This is a genomic window from Promicromonospora sp. NPDC050249, from assembly GCF_040656015.1.
In the GTDB taxonomy this organism is placed as follows: Bacteria; Actinomycetota; Actinomycetes; order Actinomycetales; family Cellulomonadaceae; genus Promicromonospora.
Genome location: NZ_JBFAKY010000037.1, coordinates 12,054 through 28,285 on the forward strand (window position 1 = coordinate 12,054; position 16,232 = coordinate 28,285).

The 16,232-nt window shown below is 73.8% G+C and carries 15 protein-coding genes; all 15 read left to right on the forward strand.

Going from position 1 to position 16,232, the window contains the following annotated elements; genetic code table 11:
• Positions 1–10 precede the first annotated feature (10 nt).
• The 15 genes from rapZ to AB0I32_RS23020 all read left to right on the forward strand — a co-directional run bounded on the left by rapZ (position 11) and on the right by AB0I32_RS23020 (position 16,218).
• Positions 11–949: an RNase adapter RapZ gene (gene rapZ, locus AB0I32_RS22950; protein ID WP_357510277.1), complete on the forward strand. Its 939-nt coding sequence runs from the start codon at positions 11–13 to the stop codon at positions 947–949.
• Complete coding sequence (gene yvcK, locus AB0I32_RS22955) at positions 946–1,956, forward strand: uridine diphosphate-N-acetylglucosamine-binding protein YvcK (protein ID WP_357510279.1); 1,011 nt, start codon at positions 946–948, stop codon at positions 1,954–1,956. Before rapZ ends, yvcK begins: the two co-directional genes overlap by 4 nt.
• Positions 1,957–2,413: 457 nt before the next feature.
• A complete protein-coding gene (locus AB0I32_RS22960; RefSeq protein ID WP_357510281.1) occupies positions 2,414–4,045 on the forward strand; it encodes an ABC transporter substrate-binding protein in 1,632 nt (543 codons plus the stop codon).
• Complete coding sequence (locus tag AB0I32_RS22965; RefSeq protein ID WP_357510283.1) at positions 4,045–5,007, forward strand: ABC transporter permease; 963 nt, start codon at positions 4,045–4,047, stop codon at positions 5,005–5,007. The genes AB0I32_RS22960 and AB0I32_RS22965 overlap by 1 nt, the downstream gene beginning before the upstream one ends.
• On the forward strand, positions 5,004–5,816 hold the full coding sequence (locus tag AB0I32_RS22970; protein WP_357510285.1) for an ABC transporter permease: 813 nt from the start codon (positions 5,004–5,006) through the stop codon (positions 5,814–5,816). The genes AB0I32_RS22965 and AB0I32_RS22970 overlap by 4 nt, the downstream gene beginning before the upstream one ends.
• A complete protein-coding gene (locus AB0I32_RS22975; protein WP_357510287.1) occupies positions 5,813–7,606 on the forward strand; it encodes an ABC transporter ATP-binding protein in 1,794 nt (597 codons plus the stop codon). The genes AB0I32_RS22970 and AB0I32_RS22975 overlap by 4 nt, the downstream gene beginning before the upstream one ends.
• A complete protein-coding gene (locus tag AB0I32_RS22980) occupies positions 7,603–8,490 on the forward strand; it encodes a DUF1684 domain-containing protein (protein WP_357510289.1) in 888 nt (295 codons plus the stop codon). The genes AB0I32_RS22975 and AB0I32_RS22980 overlap by 4 nt, the downstream gene beginning before the upstream one ends.
• Entirely contained in the window at positions 8,487–9,122 is a 636-nt protein-coding gene (locus tag AB0I32_RS22985; protein WP_357510291.1) for a GNAT family N-acetyltransferase, read from the forward strand. Before AB0I32_RS22980 ends, AB0I32_RS22985 begins: the two co-directional genes overlap by 4 nt.
• A complete protein-coding gene (locus tag AB0I32_RS22990; protein WP_357510293.1) occupies positions 9,119–10,228 on the forward strand; it encodes an amino acid ABC transporter permease in 1,110 nt (369 codons plus the stop codon). The genes AB0I32_RS22985 and AB0I32_RS22990 overlap by 4 nt, the downstream gene beginning before the upstream one ends.
• Complete coding sequence (locus tag AB0I32_RS22995) at positions 10,225–10,989, forward strand: amino acid ABC transporter ATP-binding protein (RefSeq protein ID WP_357510295.1); 765 nt, start codon at positions 10,225–10,227, stop codon at positions 10,987–10,989. The genes AB0I32_RS22990 and AB0I32_RS22995 overlap by 4 nt, the downstream gene beginning before the upstream one ends.
• 95 nt (positions 10,990–11,084) lie before the next feature.
• Positions 11,085–12,101 (forward strand): ABC transporter substrate-binding protein, encoded by a 1,017-nt coding sequence (locus tag AB0I32_RS23000; RefSeq protein ID WP_357510297.1) that lies wholly within the window; start codon positions 11,085–11,087, stop codon positions 12,099–12,101.
• Positions 12,102–12,109: 8 nt separating this feature from the next.
• Positions 12,110–13,339, forward strand: a complete 1,230-nt coding sequence (locus AB0I32_RS23005) for an LLM class flavin-dependent oxidoreductase (protein ID WP_357510299.1) — start codon at positions 12,110–12,112, stop codon at positions 13,337–13,339.
• A 55-nt stretch (positions 13,340–13,394) separates the two neighbouring features.
• Positions 13,395–14,531, forward strand: a complete 1,137-nt coding sequence (locus AB0I32_RS23010) for an LLM class flavin-dependent oxidoreductase (protein ID WP_357510301.1) — start codon at positions 13,395–13,397, stop codon at positions 14,529–14,531.
• On the forward strand, positions 14,531–15,688 hold the full coding sequence (locus AB0I32_RS23015; RefSeq protein ID WP_357510303.1) for an LLM class flavin-dependent oxidoreductase: 1,158 nt from the start codon (positions 14,531–14,533) through the stop codon (positions 15,686–15,688). The genes AB0I32_RS23010 and AB0I32_RS23015 overlap by 1 nt, the downstream gene beginning before the upstream one ends.
• Positions 15,685–16,218, forward strand: coding sequence for an NAD(P)H-dependent oxidoreductase (locus tag AB0I32_RS23020; RefSeq protein WP_357510305.1), 534 nt, complete (start codon positions 15,685–15,687; stop codon positions 16,216–16,218). Before AB0I32_RS23015 ends, AB0I32_RS23020 begins: the two co-directional genes overlap by 4 nt.
• Positions 16,219–16,232 lie beyond the last annotated feature (14 nt).

The window sequence follows — 16,232 nt, forward strand, 5'->3', positions numbered from 1 at the left end:
GCTTGGCTCCATGAGCAACACCGAGCCGTCACCCATCACCGCACCGGACGGCATCGCCGAGGTCGAGGCCGCCACGCACGGTCCGGAGCACAGCGAGCCGCAGGTACTGGTGATCACCGGAATGTCCGGCGCCGGCCGGTCGCGAGCCGCGGCCGTCCTGGAGGACCTGGACTGGTACGTCGTCGACAACCTGCCCCCGATGATGCTCGTGCCGCTGGTCGATCTCATGGCCAAGGGTTCGAGCATCGAACGCGTTGCGGTGGTCGTGGACGTTCGCGGCAGGCAGTTCTTCTCCGAGCTGGACAAGGTGCTCGCGCACATGACGGAGGCAGGGGTCGCCTACCGGATCCTGTTCCTGGACGCGAGCGACGAGGTGCTCGTCCGCCGGTTCGAGCAGGTCCGCCGGCCGCACCCGCTGCAGGGTGAGGGCCGCATCCTCGACGGCATAGCGGAGGAGCGGTCCGTCGTTGCGACCCTCGCCGCGCGGGCCGACCTGCGGATCGACACCTCGGACCTGTCGGTGCACGACCTCGCGAGGGAGATCCGCGCGTGGCTGGCGCACGACATCAACGAGGTGCTGCGCGTCAACGTCATCTCGTTCGGGTTCAAGTACGGCATACCCCTGGACGCCGACCACGTGGTGGACGTACGGTTCCTGGCCAACCCCTACTGGATCACCGAGCTCCGGCACCTCACGGGGCGTGACCAGCCAGTACGCGACTACGTGCTCGCCCGGCCGGGCGCCGTCGAGTTCATCGACCGCTACGTCGACGCCCTGGCCCCGGTGCTCTCCGGCTACCTCAACGAGGAGAAGCGCTACGTGACCATCGCCGTGGGATGCACGGGAGGCAAGCACCGCTCCGTCGCCATCTCCGAAGCCATCGCCGACCGACTCCGTGCCCGAGGCCAGCTCGTCTCCGTCTCGGCACGTGATCTGGGCCGCGAATGATCCCGCACGCGCCCGGGGTGCCGGACGTCCCAGCGCCGGAGTGGAGCAAGAACCCGTCGGTGGTCGCCCTGGGCGGCGGTCACGGCCTGTCCGCGAGCCTGTCCGCCCTGCGCCTCATGTCCGACCGCCTCACGGCCGTGGTGACGGTCGCCGACGACGGAGGCTCCTCCGGGCGCCTGCGTGACGAGCTCGACGTGCTGCCGCCAGGCGACCTGCGGATGGCGCTCGCCGCCCTGTGCGACGACTCCGAGTGGGGTCGTACCTGGAGCGCGATGCTGCAGCACCGCTTCGCGTCGTCGGGCGAGCTGGACAACCACGCCATGGGCAACCTGCTGATCGTGGCGCTGTGGGAGCTGCTCGGTGACGAGGTCGAGGGTTTGGACTGGGTCGGACGGCTGCTCGGTGCCAGGGGCCGCGTGCTGCCGATGGCGTCGGTGCCGCTGGTGGTCGAGGCGGACGTGCGGCACCCCGCCGCGCCGGGGGAGCCGGAACCCGCGCTGGAGACGGTGGTCGGGCAGAGCCGCGTGGCCGTCACCGAGGGCCGGATCGAGCAGCTGCGCCTGCTCCCGGCGGACCCGCCCGCGCCCCCTGAGGCGGTCCAGGCGGTGCTCGACGCGGACTGGGTGGTCCTTGGCCCCGGGTCCTGGTACTCCTCGGTGCTGGTGCACCTGCTGGTGCCGGCGATCGCCGAGGCCCTGCACGTCACGAAGGCGCGACGCTGCGTGACGCTCAACCTGTCCGCGGAGAACGGTGAGACGGAGGGCCTCACCGCCGTCGACCACCTGGAGGCCCTGCACAAGCACGCGCCCGGCCTCAGGATCGACGCGGTGCTCGCCGACCCGTCGGCGGTCGAGGACGTCACGGCCCTGGAGGCCGCCGCCGCGTCCATGGGCGCGCGCGTGATCATGCGCCAGGTCCGGCGCGGCGACGACACGACCAAGCACGACGGGCTGCGCCTGGCCGCCGCCTACCGCGACGTGTTCGAGGGCGTCTACGGCGACGTCTGACGTGGCGGGCCGTTCGTGCGGCTCCGCTGCCGCGCTCGGTCGCGCTCGCCCCCGCGCCCGGTGGGCGTTCCGTCCGAGATGCGAGACCCTTCCCGACCACCGTTGACATGCTCTGTGGGCCGACGTACTTTCCCGCATACCGAATCCCTATCAAACCGATAGGGAATTCGAATCGGAGGGAGACCGGCATGGAACGAGCGACGAACGGCACGGTGCGGACCGCGCACCCGCGCTCCATCCGCCCCGTCATGCGCGAGCGTCACGTGATGTGTCCCGTGACGTGTCCCGTCGACGAGTGTTGCCCCGCCTGTCGCTGACCGTCCCCCGGTAGGACCGAGCAGCGCTCCCCGTCGCCCCACCTCACGCTACTCCCCAGCAGCCCTCACCCCACGTCCGGTGACCGACCTGCGCGCACCCTCGCGCGGGTCTGCTTCGCCGTGCCCCGAGAGGACACCCCATGGTCCCGACCCACACCCGCCCCACGAACATCCCCGCCGCCCTCGCGACCGCCATGGTCGTGGCGCTCACGCTCGCCGGCTGCGCCGGGCCCGACGCAGCCTCCGGCGCCGCACCCACCGACCCCACCCCTGGCGGCACCCTCCGGTTCGCGCTCGGCGCGGCGCCCCAGGGGGTCGACCCGCAGCAGGTCGGTACGAACGTCAGCATCTACGTGGCCCGCCAGCTGGCAGACTCCCTCACCGACCAGGACCCGGAGACGGGCGAGATCGGGCCATGGCTCGCCGAGAGCTGGGACGTCAGCGACGACCTGACCCGCTTCACGTTCCACCTGCGCGACGGGGTGACGTTCTCCGACGGCAGCCCGCTCACCGCCGACGACGTACGGGCCAGCTTCGACGCCGTCGCGGGCGACCTCGGGGCGACGGCGCCCCTCGCGGCCAGCTACCTCGCGGGCTACACGAAGACCGAGGTCGTGGACGAGCACACCGCGACGGTGGTCTTCGACGAGGCCAACGCGCAGTTCCTGCAGGCCACCTCCACGGTCTCGCTGGCGATCCTGTCCGAGGAGACCGCCGCGGTGGACCCCGCCGAGCGGCTGCAGGGCGACGTCGTCGGCTCGGGGCCGTTCGTCCTGGACAGCTACACCCAGGACCAGGGCGCCGTGATCACCCGGCGCGAGGGCTACGACTGGGCGCCCGGGTCGTCGGAGCACGACGGCGACGCCTACCTCGACAGCATCGAGTTCACCGTGGTCCCGGAGTCGGGGGTGCGCGCCGGCGGGCTCGCGTCCGACCAGTTCGACGCCGTCGGCGACGTGCTGCCGCAGGACGTGCCGCAGGTCGAGGGCTCGGGTGGCGAGGTGCTGACCCGCGCCAACCCGGGCGTGCCGTTCGTGCTCCAGCCCAACGTGACCCGGCCACCGCTGGACGACCCGGACGTGCGGCGTGCGCTCCTCGTGGCGGTCGACCGCCAGGAGCTGGTCGACACCGTCCTCTCCGCAGCGTTCAAGCCCGCGACCAGCGTGCTCGCCTCCACGACGCCCGGGTACGCCGACCAGTCGGACCTGCTGGTCTCCGACCCGGACGAGGCGGGCCGCCTCCTCGACGCCGCCGGCTGGAAGAAGGGCCCGGACGGTATACGTGAGAAAGACGGCGAGCCGCTCGAGATCGAGGCGACCTACACCCCCGTGTTCACCGGCAGCGGCGCGGTGCTGGAGCTCGCCGCCCAGCAGCTGCGCGCGGTGGGGATCGACCTGAAACTGCGGCAGCTCACCGCCGCCGAGCAGACCACCGCCCAGGAGTCCGGCGACTACGACCTGTACTACTACAACGTCACGCGGGCCGACGCCGACATCCTGCGCACCCAGTTCTCCACCGCCCAGCGCAACCTCAGCCTGCGCGAGCCGGACGACGCCGTCGACCCGCTGCTCGACGAGCAGCTCGGCGAGGCCGACCCCGCCGCACGCGAGGCCCTCGTCGCGGACGCCCAGCGCGAGATCCTCGACCAGGGGCTCGCGATCCCGCTGTTCGAGCTCGCCCAGTCCATCGGGGTGCGCGGCGACGTGCACGGCGTGACCTTCGACGCCTCCTCGCGCCTGCTGTTCCACGACGCGTGGATCGAGCAGGAGTGATGCTCGCCCACGTCCTGCGCCGCATCGGCGGCGCCGCCGCGGTCCTCTGGGCGGCGTTCACCGTGTCGTTCGTCATCCTGTACCTGCTGCCCAGCGACCCCGTGGCGATCATGCTCGACCAGGGCGCCGGGGGAGAGCGCGTGGACCCCGCACGCGTCGCCGAGCTGCGCGAGCGCTACGGGTTCGACCAGGGCCCGCTCCAGCAGTACCTCACGGTGCTCGGCCGCACCCTCACGGGCGACCTCGGCACCTCCATCAGCAGCGGCGCCCCCGTGACCCGCCTCATCGCCGACGCCTTCCCGGAGACGGCGAAGCTCGCCGGCCTGGCGCTCGTGCTCGGCGTGGCGGCCGGCGTCGGCATCGCGACCCTCGCCTCCTGGACCAGGACCGCCTGGCTGCGCGACCTGCTGCTGGCCCTGCCGCCGCTGGGTGTCGCGGTGCCAGGGTTCTGGGTGGGCCTCGTGCTGCTCCACCTGTTCTCGTTCACCTGGTTCGTCTTCCCCGCTGTCGGCAACGAGGGGTTCGCCTCGCTGGTGCTCCCTGCGGTGACGCTCGCGGTAGGGCTCGCCGCGATCGTCGCCCAGGTCCTGTCCCAGGGCCTGCGCGAGGCCTGGCGGGCGCCCTACGTCGAGACGGCGTTCGCCAAGGGCGCCGGCCGCGCCCGCGTGCTCGGCGCGCACGTCGCCCGCAACGGCTCCCTGCCGACCGTCACGGTGCTCGGCGTGCTCGTGGGCAACCTGCTCGGCGGCACCGTGGTGGTCGAGACGGTGTTCTCCCGGCAGGGCTTCGGCAGGCTCGTCGAGAACGCCGTGACCACCCAGGACATCCCGGTCGTCCAGGGGCTGGTCGTGGTCGCCGCGGCGGTCTTCGTCGTCACCAGCCTCCTCGTCGACCTCGCCCACCCGCTGCTCGACCCCCGGGTGCTGTCCGGCGCCCCCCGCGGCCGGGGAGGCGTCCGATGATCCGCACCCTCACCCGGCCCGCCCCGCTGGTGGCGCTCGCGGCCGTCGCCCTCGTGCTGGTCTGGGCGCTCGTCCCCGGCCTGTTCAGCGGCTACGACCCGATCACCGGAGTCCCCGCCGACAAGCTCCTCCCGCCGGACGGCGCCCACTGGTTCGGCACCGACCACCTCGGCCGCGACCTGTTCGCGCGCACCGTGCACGGCACGAGCCTGTCGGTGCGGGCCGCGCTGCTCGCGATCGGCGTCGCGCTGGTGGCCGGATCCGGCATCGGCCTGGTCGCGGGCTTCGTCGGCGGACCGGTGGACGACGCGCTCATGCGCGCCACCGACGTCCTGCTCGCCATCCCCGGCCTGCTCCTCTCGCTCGCGGTGGTCACCGCACTCGGCTTCGGGACGGTGAAGGTCGCGATAGCCGTCGGCATCGCCTCCGTCGCGACGTTCGCCCGCGTCATGCGCAGCCAGGTGCTGCGCGTGCGGCACGCCACCTACGTCGAGGCGGCCCGGCTGGCCGGCTCCGGCCGCACCGCCGTCCTGCTGCGGCACGTGCTGCCGAACGCGGCGGGCCCGGTGCTGGCGCTCGCGGCCGTCGAGCTGGGGGCCGTGATCCTCGCGGTCTCGGCCCTGAGCTTCCTCGGCTACGGCGCCACGCCACCCACCCCCGAGTGGGGCTCGCTGGTGGCGGAGGGCCGCGACTACCTGGCCGTCGCCTGGTGGTACTCGACACTGCCCGGCCTGGTCATCGCCCTGTTCGTGCTCGCAGTGGGCGTGCTCGGGCGGGCGCTCACCCGCGACGGAAGGACCGACCGATGACAGTCACGACGAGGACGCCCGCAGTGCCTGCGTCCCAGGCATCGACCGGCCGGACGTCCGCACGGCCGACGGCGGTACCGCCCGCGCCGTCGGGCGGCCTGCTGCGTGTGCGCGGCCTGCGCGTCGCCTATCGCGACCACGAGGTGGTGCACGGCGTGGACCTCGACGTACGCCCGGGCGAGGTGGTCGCGCTCGTGGGCGAGTCGGGGAGCGGCAAGTCCACGACGGCGCACGCCCTGATCGGCCTGCTGCCGGACGGCGGACGCGTGACCTCGGGGGAGATCGCACTCGGCGCCGGGCCGCGCTCGACGCCGCTCACCGGCCTCCTGCCCGACGCCTGGCGGCGCGTGCGCGGCGTCCGCGTGGGGTTCGTGCCGCAGGACCCGGGCACGGCGCTGGACCCGGTGGTGCGCGTGGGGGAGCAGGTCGCCGAGGCGCTCGTGGTGCACGGGACGCCGCGCCGGGCCGCGCGCGAGCGGGCCGTCGAGATCCTCCGCGAGGTAGGGCTCGACCGGCCGGCGGAGCGGGCGCGGCAGTACCCGCACCAGCTCTCGGGCGGTATGCGGCAGCGCGTGCTCGTGGGCATCGCCATGGCGTGCGAGCCGGAGCTGGTGATCGCCGACGAGCCGACGTCGGCCCTGGACGTCACGGTGCAGCGCCGCGTGCTCGACCTGCTCGGCGACCTCACGTCGCGCGCGGGAACCGCGGTGCTGCTCATCACCCACGACCTCGCGGTGGCGGCCGACCGCGCCGACCGCGTGGTGGTCCTCAAGGACGGGCTGGTGGTCGAGGAAGGGCCGGCGGCCCGCGTGCTGGGCAGCCCCGAGCACCCCTACACCCGCGAGCTGGTCGAGGCGACGCCCGGCAGAACGACGTCCGGCAGAAATACTGTGCCAAGCGCGCGCGCCGAAACAGCCGTCACCACCGCGGCGGCGTCCGGACCAGCCACGACGACGGACCGGACCTCGGCCCCCGGCACGGCGGACGCCGACGGCACGCGGCGGCCCGTCCTGCTGAGCGCGCGCGGCCTGGTCAAGGAGTTCCGGCTGGGCCGCCGCGACCGGCTGCGCGCCGTCGACGACGTCTCGTTCACCGTGCCGCGCGGCTCCGCGTTCGCGCTGGTGGGGGAGTCGGGTTCGGGCAAGTCGACCACCGCCCGCCTGGTGCTCGGGCTGGAGCGGCCCGACGCCGGCGTCGTCGAGCTGGACGGCGTCCCCGTGGGCGACGACCGGGCCACCCGGCGCCGCACCCAGCTGGTGCACCAGGACCCGTACTCCTCGCTGGACCCCCGGTTCACCGTCGCCGCCGTCGTGGAGGAGCCGCTGCGCGCGCACCGCGTGGGGGACCGCGCGGAACGTCGAGAGCGGGTGGTGCACCTCCTCGAGCAGGTGCACCTCTCGCCGGACCTTGCCCGACGCCGGCCCGCCGAGCTGTCGGGCGGCCAGCGCCAGCGGGTCGCGATCGCGCGGGCGCTCGCCCTCGACCCGGAGCTGCTCGTGCTCGACGAGCCCACCTCGGCGCTCGACGTGTCGGTGCAGGCCCGCGTGCTGGACCTGCTGGCCCGCCTGCGCGCGGAGCTGGGCCTCACCTACCTGTTCATCTCGCACGACCTGGCGGTGGTGCGGCAGGTCGCCGACCACGTCGGGGTGATGAGCGAGGGCCGGCTCGTGGAGACCGGCCCCGTCGGGCAGGTCTTCGACCACCCCACCCGCCCGTACACCGCCGAGCTGATCGCGGCGATCCCTGGTGCGCGCCCCACCGCGCACCTCGACCCGAAGGACCTGACATGACCGAGACGACCAACAGCGCGACGGACCGTGGTGGGCGCGATGCCACCGACGCCGCGGTGCGCGAGCACCGGGCCTGGCGCGCCGCTCGCGAGCGTGTCCTGCGAGCGCCGCACGGGCCGCTGAGCCACACGGCGCTGCACTGGCCGACGGCGCGCCCCCGGCGGCTGCCCGGCCTGCCCGGCGAGTGGTGGGTGACCGACGGGACACTGTTCGTCCGGCAGGCCCCCGGCGACGGCACGGTGCTGACGGGCGAGGACGTCGAGCCGGACGGTCTGACGGCGATCGGTGTCGCGGAGGGGCGCAGCCGCATCCTCGGCACGTTCGTGCCGGAGGACCATGTCCGGTCGGCCGCGGGCGACGAGCCGGCGGACTCCGAGCGGGACGTGGCCGTCGAGGTGATCCTGCGCACGGGCCGGTACGGCGTCCGGCCGCACGACCCGCAGTCCGCCACCCGTGCCGCGTTCGACGGCGTCCCCGTGTTCGGCTACGACCCGGCGTGGGTGCTGTACGCCCCGGTGCGCTGGTACGACGTGCCGGAACCGGTGACGGTCGGCGCGGCCCTGCCACGCCTGGTGCACCACGTGGCGGTGGTCGGCGAGGTCGACGTCGCGCACGGCGAGACGGTCACCACCCTGTCCCTGACGGGGAGCCGCACCGCGCCGACGCTCCTGTTCAGCGACGAGGCCGACGGCGTGGCGCCCTGGCGGATCCTGCGGGCCTCGGCGCCGGAGGCCGCGCCCGGTACCTCGGACACGCTGCGCCTGGACCTGAACCGGGCGGAGAACCTGCCCTTCGTGTTCACCGGCTTCGGCACGTGCCCGGCCCCGCTGGTCGGCAACCACCTGCCGTTCGCCGTGACGGCGGGGGAGAGGGCACCACGATGACCGCACTCTCGACGGGGACGTCCGCTGCGACCCCCGTGGAGCCGTCGTCCGGGCTCGAGGTCCGGGAGGCTCGCCTGTCGGACCCGCTGGTCGAGCCGCTGCTGGCCGGCCTCTCCGTCGAGTACCGGTCCCGGTACCACGACGTGCTGACCGAGGAGCAGCACCGGGCCGAGATGGCGCACTACGGCGCCGAGGAGTTCGCCCCGCCCGTCGGCTCCCTGATCCTGCTGCTGCAGGACGGCGTTCCGGTGGCGGGCGGCGCGTTCCGCCGTCGGCTCGAACCGGAGCTCGGGGAGGCAGCACGCCTGGCGCGGGCCGACGCCCGGGACGCGGACGGCACGCCCGCCGTGCCCACGGCGGAGCTCAAGCGCATCTGGACCGACACGGCGCACCGCCGTCGTGGCCTCGCCCGCCGGGTCCTGACCGAGCTCGAGGCACGGGCGCTGCAGCTCGGCTACCCGCGCCTCTACCTGACCACGGGCCCCCGCCAGCCGGAGGCGGCGGCGCTGTACCGGACCGCCGGCTACACGCCGCTCTCGGCGGCCGCGGCCGGCCAGGGAGCCGCGCCGTCGGGCACGGAGCCGGTTCCGTTCATGCCGTTCCCCTTCGAGAAATGGCTGGTAGCGACATGAGCGCCGACCTCGCCGAGGGCGAGTCCCGCCTCCTGTACCCGCCGCCCGGCCTGCCGCCGAGCGGGGGCGGTGCATCGTCCGCGGGGCCGGCCGACGAGGACCTGCGGGTCGTCGCGGCCCGGCACCCGGGCCGGTGGCTCGCGACCGGCGTCGTCGCCGTGCTGCTCGCCATGGTGGTCTCCTCCCTGGTCACGAACGACCGCTGGGAGTGGGACGTCGTGGCGCGCTACCTCACGTGGCCATCGATCCTCGAGGGTGCCTGGGCCACGGTCCGGCTCACGGTGACGGCGTCGATAGTGGGCTTCGCGCTCGGCACCGTGCTGGCGCTCATGCGGCTGTCGCGCTCGCCGCTGCTGCAGGGGGTCTCGTGGGCCTACACCTGGGTGTTCCGCTCCGTGCCCCTGCTGCTGCAGCTGCTGCTCTGGTACAACCTCGCCTACCTGTACCCGGTCCTCAGCCTCGGCATCCCGTTCGGGCCGGAGCTCCTGTTCTTCGACACGCTCGACCTGATCGACAAGTTCTGGGCGGCGATCCTCGGCCTCGGCCTGTCGCAGGCCGCGTACAGCGCGGAGATCGTCCGGGCCGGGATCCTCGGCGTCGACCAGGGCCAGCACGAGGCCGCGGCGTCGCTGGGCCTGCCGCGCCACCGCCAGGTGCGGCGCATCATCCTGCCGCAGGCCATGCGCTCCATCGTGCCCACCGCCGTCAACGAGGTGATCGGCCTGCTCAAGGGCACCTCGATCGTCTACGTGCTCGCGTACGGCGAGCTGTTCTACATCGTGAGCGTCATCTACGGCCGCAACGGCCGGGTCGTGCCGCTGCTCATCGTCGCGGCGATCTGGTACCTGGCGCTCACGACGCTCATCACGGTGGTCCAGTACTACGTCGAGCGGCACTACGCGAAGGGGGCGCTGCGCACCCTGCCGCCGACGCCGCTGCAGCGGGCGCGGTGGGAGGCCCAGGTCGGCTGGGCCCGCCTCACCGGCGCTCCGGTGCCCGACGGCGTCCCGCCCGCGTTCGCCGCACGCGTCCGGGTCGGGCGCTGGGTCGCCCCGCGCGACGGCGGTCCGCGCACCGGGACGTCTTCCGGAAGGGGTGCCGCATGAGCGGGGGCCTGCTCGAGATCAGGGGCGTGCACAAGTCGTTCGGCCTGCTCGAGGCGCTGCGCGGGGTGGACCTCACCGTCCGGCCCGGCGAGGTCGCCGCGATCATCGGCCCGTCCGGGTCGGGCAAGTCGACGCTGCTGCGCGCGATCAACCACCTGGAGAAGGTGGACCGCGGGTTCGTCTCCCTGGACGGCGAGCTCATCGGCTACGCCCGGCGCGGCAGCACGCTGCGGGAGCTGACCGAGCGCGAGATCCTGCGCCGCCGCACCCGGATCGGGTTCGTCTTCCAGAACTTCAACCTGTTCCCGCACCTCACGGCGCTGGAGAACGTCGTGGAGGCGCCGATCCACGCGCAGGGCCGGCCCCGCGCGGAGGCCGAGGCGGAAGCGCGCGAGCTGCTGGCCCGCGTCGGGCTGGCCGACCGCGCGGACGCCCGGCCGCGGCAGCTCTCGGGCGGCCAGCAGCAGCGCGTGGCCATCGCCCGGGCGCTCGCCCTGCGGCCCGCTGTGGTGCTCTTCGACGAGCCGACCTCCGCGCTCGACCCCGAGCTCGTCGACGAGGTGCTCCAGGTCATCAAGGAGCTCGCGGGCACGGGCACCACGCTCGTCGTCGTCACCCACGAGGTCGCGTTCGCCCGCGAGGTCGCTGACACCGTCGTCTTCATGGACGAGGGCGTCGTGATCGAGCAGGGGCCGCCCGCCGAGGTGCTCGACAGCCCCACCAACCCGCGAACCAAGGCCTTCCTGGAGAAGGTCCTGTGACCCCGGACCCTGCTTCCGATTCTGCCGCCCACCCAGCCCCGAACCCAGCCCCGAACCCTGCCCCGAACCCTGCCCCGAACCCGAAGGGAACCACCGTGACCGTCACCCGACGAGCCGCCCGGAACCGACTGCTCGCCCTGGCCACCGTGCCGCTGCTCGCGCTCACCGCGGCCTGCTCGGCCGCCAGCACCGAGCGGCCCGAGGCGGCGGACGGCGCGGCGGGCCTCGCAGAGAACGCCCCCGAGTCGGCGGGCCTGCAGGTCAGCACCGCCCCCGACCAGGAGCGGGTACGCACCACGGAGTCAGCGGAGGCGGTCGACCTGCTGCCCGCCGAGTGGGCGGACAAGGACGAGATCACCGTCGCCGTGAGCGCGAGCGCCTCCCCGCCGCTCGCCTTCCTCGCCGACGACGACAAGACGCCGATCGGCCACGAGACCGACATCGCGCAGCTCGTGGCCGACGCCCTCGGCAAGGAGCTGCGGCTGGAGGTCAAGGCCTGGGCCGACTGGCCGCTCGCCCTCCAGTCGGGCGACGTCGACGCCGTCATCTCCAACATCACGGTGACCGAGGAGCGCAAGGAGACCATCGACTTCTCCAGCTACCGCATCGACGAGCTGGGCTGGCTCACGGCCGCCGACTCGGACCTGACCATCGACTCCCGCGAGGACATCGCCGGGCTGACGGTGGGCGTCGGGTCCGGGACCAACCAGGAGAAGATCCTGCTCGAGTGGGACCGCCTCAACCAGGCCGACGGGCTGGAGCCCGTGGGCGGCCCCGACTACTACGAGCAGCTCTCCGACGTGCTGCTGGCCCTCCAGTCCGGGCGGCTCGACGCCTACGTGGGCCCCAACGCCTCGCTCGCGTACCAGTCGGCGGTCTCCCCGGACGACTTCAAGGTGGTCGGCACGCTGAACGGCGGCTGGCCCGACACGGCGCAGATCGCCGTCGCCACCAAGAAGGGCGCCGACGCCGCCGAGGCGGTCACCGCAGCCCTCAACCATGCCATCGAGGACGGGTCCTACCAGCAGGTGCTGGACCGCTGGGGACTGGAGTCCGAGGCAGTGGAGCGCTCCGAGACCAACCCGCCGGGCCTGCCCAAGACCGAGGAGTGAGAAGCACCATGAGCAACCCGAGAGTCCCGCTGTCCGTCCTCGACCTGGCCCTGGTCGCCGAGGGCTCCACCGGCGTCCAGGCGGTCCAGCGCGCCGTATCGCTCGCCGTCGACCTCGACGCCCTCGGCTACCAGCGCGTCTGGTACGCCGAGCACCACCTGGCGCCCGGCGTCGCCTCGGCGGCACCGGCAGTCCTCGCGGCGGCGGTCGCCGCCCGCACCTCGCGTATCCGGGTCGGCTCCGGCGCTGTCCTGCTGTCGACGACGTCGCCGCTGGTCGCCGCCGAGCAGTTCGGCACCATCGCCGCGCTGCACCCCGGCAGGGTCGACCTGGGGCTCGGCAGGGCGTTCACCGTCCCGCCGTCGGGCCAGGGCGCGCCGCCTGCGCCGGCCCAGCCGCCGCGTCCGCCCGCCCCCGCCGTCCCGCGCCTGGTCGACGGGCTCTACGTGCCGCCTGCACCGCCGAACGGGCTCAACGACCCCGCGCTGCGGGAGCGGCTCCTGGCCCAGCAGGAGGTGATCGGCGCCCACCGGAAGCCCGCCGGGTTCCGGGACGAGGTGGAGCTGGTGCTCGCGCTGCAGCGGGGCACCTACCGCGACCGGACCGGCAACGCCTACGGGAGCCCGCCGGTCGAGGGCGCCGCGTTCGACCTGTGGCTGCTCGCGTCCAGCGGCGGCGAGAGCGCCGTCGTGGCGGGCGAGCTCGGGCTGCCGCTCGCGGCCAACTTCCACGTCAGCCCCGCGACCGTCCTGGACACCGTGGCGGCCTACCGGGCCGCGTTCCGGCCGGGCGTCCTGGCCGAGCCGTACGTCGTGGTCTCGGCCGACGTCCTGGTCGCCCGGACCCTCGAACGGGCGCGCGTGCTCGCCGAGCCGTTCGCCGACTGGGTGCTGTCCATCCGCCGCGGCGAGCGCGGCGCGATGGCCTATCCGTCGCGGTCCGCCGCCACCGCGTGGACCGACCGGCCGGACGCCGAGCGCGCCCTGGTCGCCGACCGCGTCGACACGCGGATCGTCGGCGACCCGGCCACCGTCGTCGAACGCCTCGACACGCTCGCGCGCGTCACGGGCGCCGACGAGCTGCTCGTCACCACCGCCACCCACGACCCTGCCGAGACCCGCCGCTCCTTCGAGCTGCTGGCCGGGGCCTGGGGCATCACCGGCCGGGCCGACGTCGACCAGTCCGACGCCAAGCCTGCCGGCGCCGAGCGCGCCGACGCGTCCGTCAGCGCGGCCTGACCGGGCACCCGCCCCCGCACGCCGACCCGAATCCCCACACCGAAGGAGCATCACCATGCCCGTCGAGTTCCTCGGCATCGCCACCACCAGCGACGCCTCCGAGACGAACGAGCGCACCACCGCCCCCGTCGACCACGACTACCTGGTCCGCATCGCCCGTGCCCACCGGGACAACGGCTGGACCCGCGTCCTGTTCGCCTACGGCTCGTCCGGCCCGGAGCCGGCGGTCCTCGCGGCGCACGTCGCGGCGCACGTGCCGGATCTCGAGCTGCTGCTCGCGCACCGGCCCAACGTCTCCTACCCGACCTACGCGGCCAAGACGTTCGCGACCCTGGACCAGGTCTCGGGCGGCCGGCTGTCCGTGCACTTCATCTCGGGCGGCAACGACCACGAGCAGGGCCGCGAGGGCGACACCCTGACCAAGGACCAGCGGTACGCCCGTACCCGCGAGTACATCCAGATCGTGAAGCGGGCATGGACCAGCGCCGAGCCGTTCGACCACCACGGCGAGTTCTACGACTTCGACGACTTCGTCCTGGACGCCAAGCCGCATCCGGGGCACGTGCCCACCATCTCGTTCGGCGGCTCGTCCGACGCCGCGTACCCGGTCGGCGCCGCCGAGGCCGACATCTACGCCGTCTGGGGCGAACCCCTTGACCGCACCGCCGAGCAGATCGCCCGCGTGCACGCCGAGGCCGAGGCAGCAGGCCGGGCGACACCGCCGCGGATCCACGCGGCGTTCCGGCCGATCATCGCGCCGACCGAGGAGCTCGCCTGGGAGAAGGCGCACGGCATCCTGGGCCGGATCGAGGCGCGCAAGGCGGCGCAGGGCGGCATCCTGAGCCGGCGGCACCCGATCGACAAGCCAGAGAACGCCGGCTCGCAGCGCCTCCTGGAGATCGCCGCGCAGGGCGAGCGGTTCGACACGGCGCTCTGGACCGCCACCGCCAAGGCGACCGGCGGCGCCGGGAACTCCAACGCGCTGGTCGGCACCCCCGAACAGGTCGCCGAGGCGCTGCTCGCGTACTACGACCTGGGCGTCCGCGTCATCTCGGCCCGCGGCTACGACCTGCTCGACGACGCCATCGACTTCGGCCGGTACGTCATCCCGCTGGTCAAGGAGGGCGTGGCGCAGCGCGACCGGGCTGCCGAGGGTGCGGCCGGGACCGCAGATGAGAGCGCGGCGGCCTGATGCGCTTCCAGGTCCTGGACATCGCGTTCAACCCACCGCACCCGGTCACGGGCGAGCAGGTCGCGCCCGCCGACCGGCTGCACCGGATCGTCGACACGGCGGTCCTCGCCGAGGAGCTCGGGTTCGACTCGTTCGCGGTGGGGGAGCGGCACGCGGGCCCGGTGCTGTCCTCGGCCCCGACGGTCATCCTGGGGGCGATCGCCGCCCGCACGTCCCGCATCCTGCTGTCGACGGGCGTCACCGTGCTCTCCCTGCACGACCCGATCCGGCTCGCGGAGGACCTGGCGACCGTCGACCAGCTCAGCCGCGGCCGCCTGGAGATCGTCATCGGCAAGGGCAACGAGGACCTGCAGTACCCGTTGCTCGGCCTCGACATCGCCAGGCAGTACGAGTACCTGCGCGAGAACTACGAGCTGCTGCGGCTCCTGCTCTCCTCGGAGGACGTCACCTGGGAGGGCAGGCACCGGCACCGGCTGGAGCACGCGACCACGCTGCCGCGGCCCTTCGCCGGCCCGTTCCGCATCTGGCACGGCTCGGCGACGTCGCAGTTCGCCGTCGACCTGGCCGCCGAGCACGGCGACCCGATAGTCACCGCCAACGCGCTGCAGCCCCGGGAGAACTACGGCGTGCTCATCGACCGGTACCGCGAGCGGTACGCGGCCGCCGGGCACGACCCGGCCTACGGGTTCGTCGGCGCGGGGTCGGGCGGTCTGTTCCTTGCCGACACCACCGAGGAGGCCGTCGAGCAGTACCGGCCCATCTACGAAGGTCAGGTACGTCAGCAGGACGCACGCAAGCACGCACCCGGTGCCGTCGGCAAGGTGACCAGCTTCCGCACGCTTCAGGAGGCGGTGGAACGCGGCCCGGCGCTGGTGGGTTCCCCCGAACGGGTGGCCGAGAAGATCCTCGACTACCACTCCTCGTTCGGGCACGTGCTGCAGGCCGTCTCCGTGAACCACTTGCTCGCGCCCGCGCACCAGGAGGACGTGCTGCGCCGGTTCGCGGCCGAGGTGATCCCGCAGGTCCGGGCCGAGGTCAGGACGGACCTCTGGGGTCCGCGCGACGAGCGGCGGGCCGCGGGCCTCACCGCCGTCGACACCGGAGAAGGCATCAGAGAGACAGGCACGACCACGACGAAGACGGAGGTGACGGTATGACCACGCACACGGATGACCTGGTGGTCGTCAGCGGCAACCCGCGGCCCGGCTCGCGCACGCTCGCTCTGGCCGAGGAGGTCGGCCGCCGGATCGCGGACGAGCTGGGCCTGACCGCGTCCGACCCGGTCGACCTGGCGCTGCTCGCCCCGGAGGTCCTCACCGGGTCGCCGGCGGTGGCCGCCGCCCGGGACCGGGTGGCGACGGCGCGCGTCGTCGTCGTCGCGACGCCGGTCTACAAGGCGTCCTACACGGGCCTGCTCAAGGCGTTCCTCGACGGTTACGGCCCGGACGCGCTCGCCGACGTCGTCGTCGTGCCCGTCGTGGTCTCCGCGAGCCCCGCGCACGCGCTGGTGGGCGAGGTGCACCTGCGGCCGGTGCTCGTCGAGCTCGGCGCCGTGGTGCCCGCGCGGACGTTCGCGGTGACCGAGGGCCAGCTCGCCGACGTCGGGCCGCTGCTCGCGGCCTGGCTCGACCGCTGGGCGGCGACCCTCGGCCTGGCCGTCCCCACGCCGCTGCCCCACGGCGGATAACCGCCGGGGGAGAA

What these genes read in the sequence shown, in the direction of transcription:
- rapZ (WP_357510277.1), top strand. Translation starts at nt 11, where the DNA reads ATGAGCAACACCGAGCCGTCACCCATCACCGCACCGGACGGCATCGCC.
- yvcK (WP_357510279.1), top strand. Translation starts at nt 946, where the DNA reads ATGATCCCGCACGCGCCCGGGGTGCCGGACGTCCCAGCGCCGGAGTGG.
- AB0I32_RS22960 (WP_357510281.1), top strand. Translation starts at nt 2,414, where the DNA reads ATGGTCCCGACCCACACCCGCCCCACGAACATCCCCGCCGCCCTCGCG.
- AB0I32_RS22965 (WP_357510283.1), top strand. Translation starts at nt 4,045, where the DNA reads ATGCTCGCCCACGTCCTGCGCCGCATCGGCGGCGCCGCCGCGGTCCTC.
- AB0I32_RS22970 (WP_357510285.1), top strand. Translation starts at nt 5,004, where the DNA reads ATGATCCGCACCCTCACCCGGCCCGCCCCGCTGGTGGCGCTCGCGGCC.
- AB0I32_RS22975 (WP_357510287.1), top strand. Translation starts at nt 5,813, where the DNA reads ATGACAGTCACGACGAGGACGCCCGCAGTGCCTGCGTCCCAGGCATCG.
- AB0I32_RS22980 (WP_357510289.1), top strand. Translation starts at nt 7,603, where the DNA reads ATGACCGAGACGACCAACAGCGCGACGGACCGTGGTGGGCGCGATGCC.
- AB0I32_RS22985 (WP_357510291.1), top strand. Translation starts at nt 8,487, where the DNA reads ATGACCGCACTCTCGACGGGGACGTCCGCTGCGACCCCCGTGGAGCCG.
- AB0I32_RS22990 (WP_357510293.1), top strand. Translation starts at nt 9,119, where the DNA reads ATGAGCGCCGACCTCGCCGAGGGCGAGTCCCGCCTCCTGTACCCGCCG.
- AB0I32_RS22995 (WP_357510295.1), top strand. Translation starts at nt 10,225, where the DNA reads ATGAGCGGGGGCCTGCTCGAGATCAGGGGCGTGCACAAGTCGTTCGGC.
- AB0I32_RS23005 (WP_357510299.1), top strand. Translation starts at nt 12,110, where the DNA reads ATGAGCAACCCGAGAGTCCCGCTGTCCGTCCTCGACCTGGCCCTGGTC.
- AB0I32_RS23010 (WP_357510301.1), top strand. Translation starts at nt 13,395, where the DNA reads ATGCCCGTCGAGTTCCTCGGCATCGCCACCACCAGCGACGCCTCCGAG.
- AB0I32_RS23015 (WP_357510303.1), top strand. Translation starts at nt 14,531, where the DNA reads ATGCGCTTCCAGGTCCTGGACATCGCGTTCAACCCACCGCACCCGGTC.
- AB0I32_RS23020 (WP_357510305.1), top strand. Translation starts at nt 15,685, where the DNA reads ATGACCACGCACACGGATGACCTGGTGGTCGTCAGCGGCAACCCGCGG.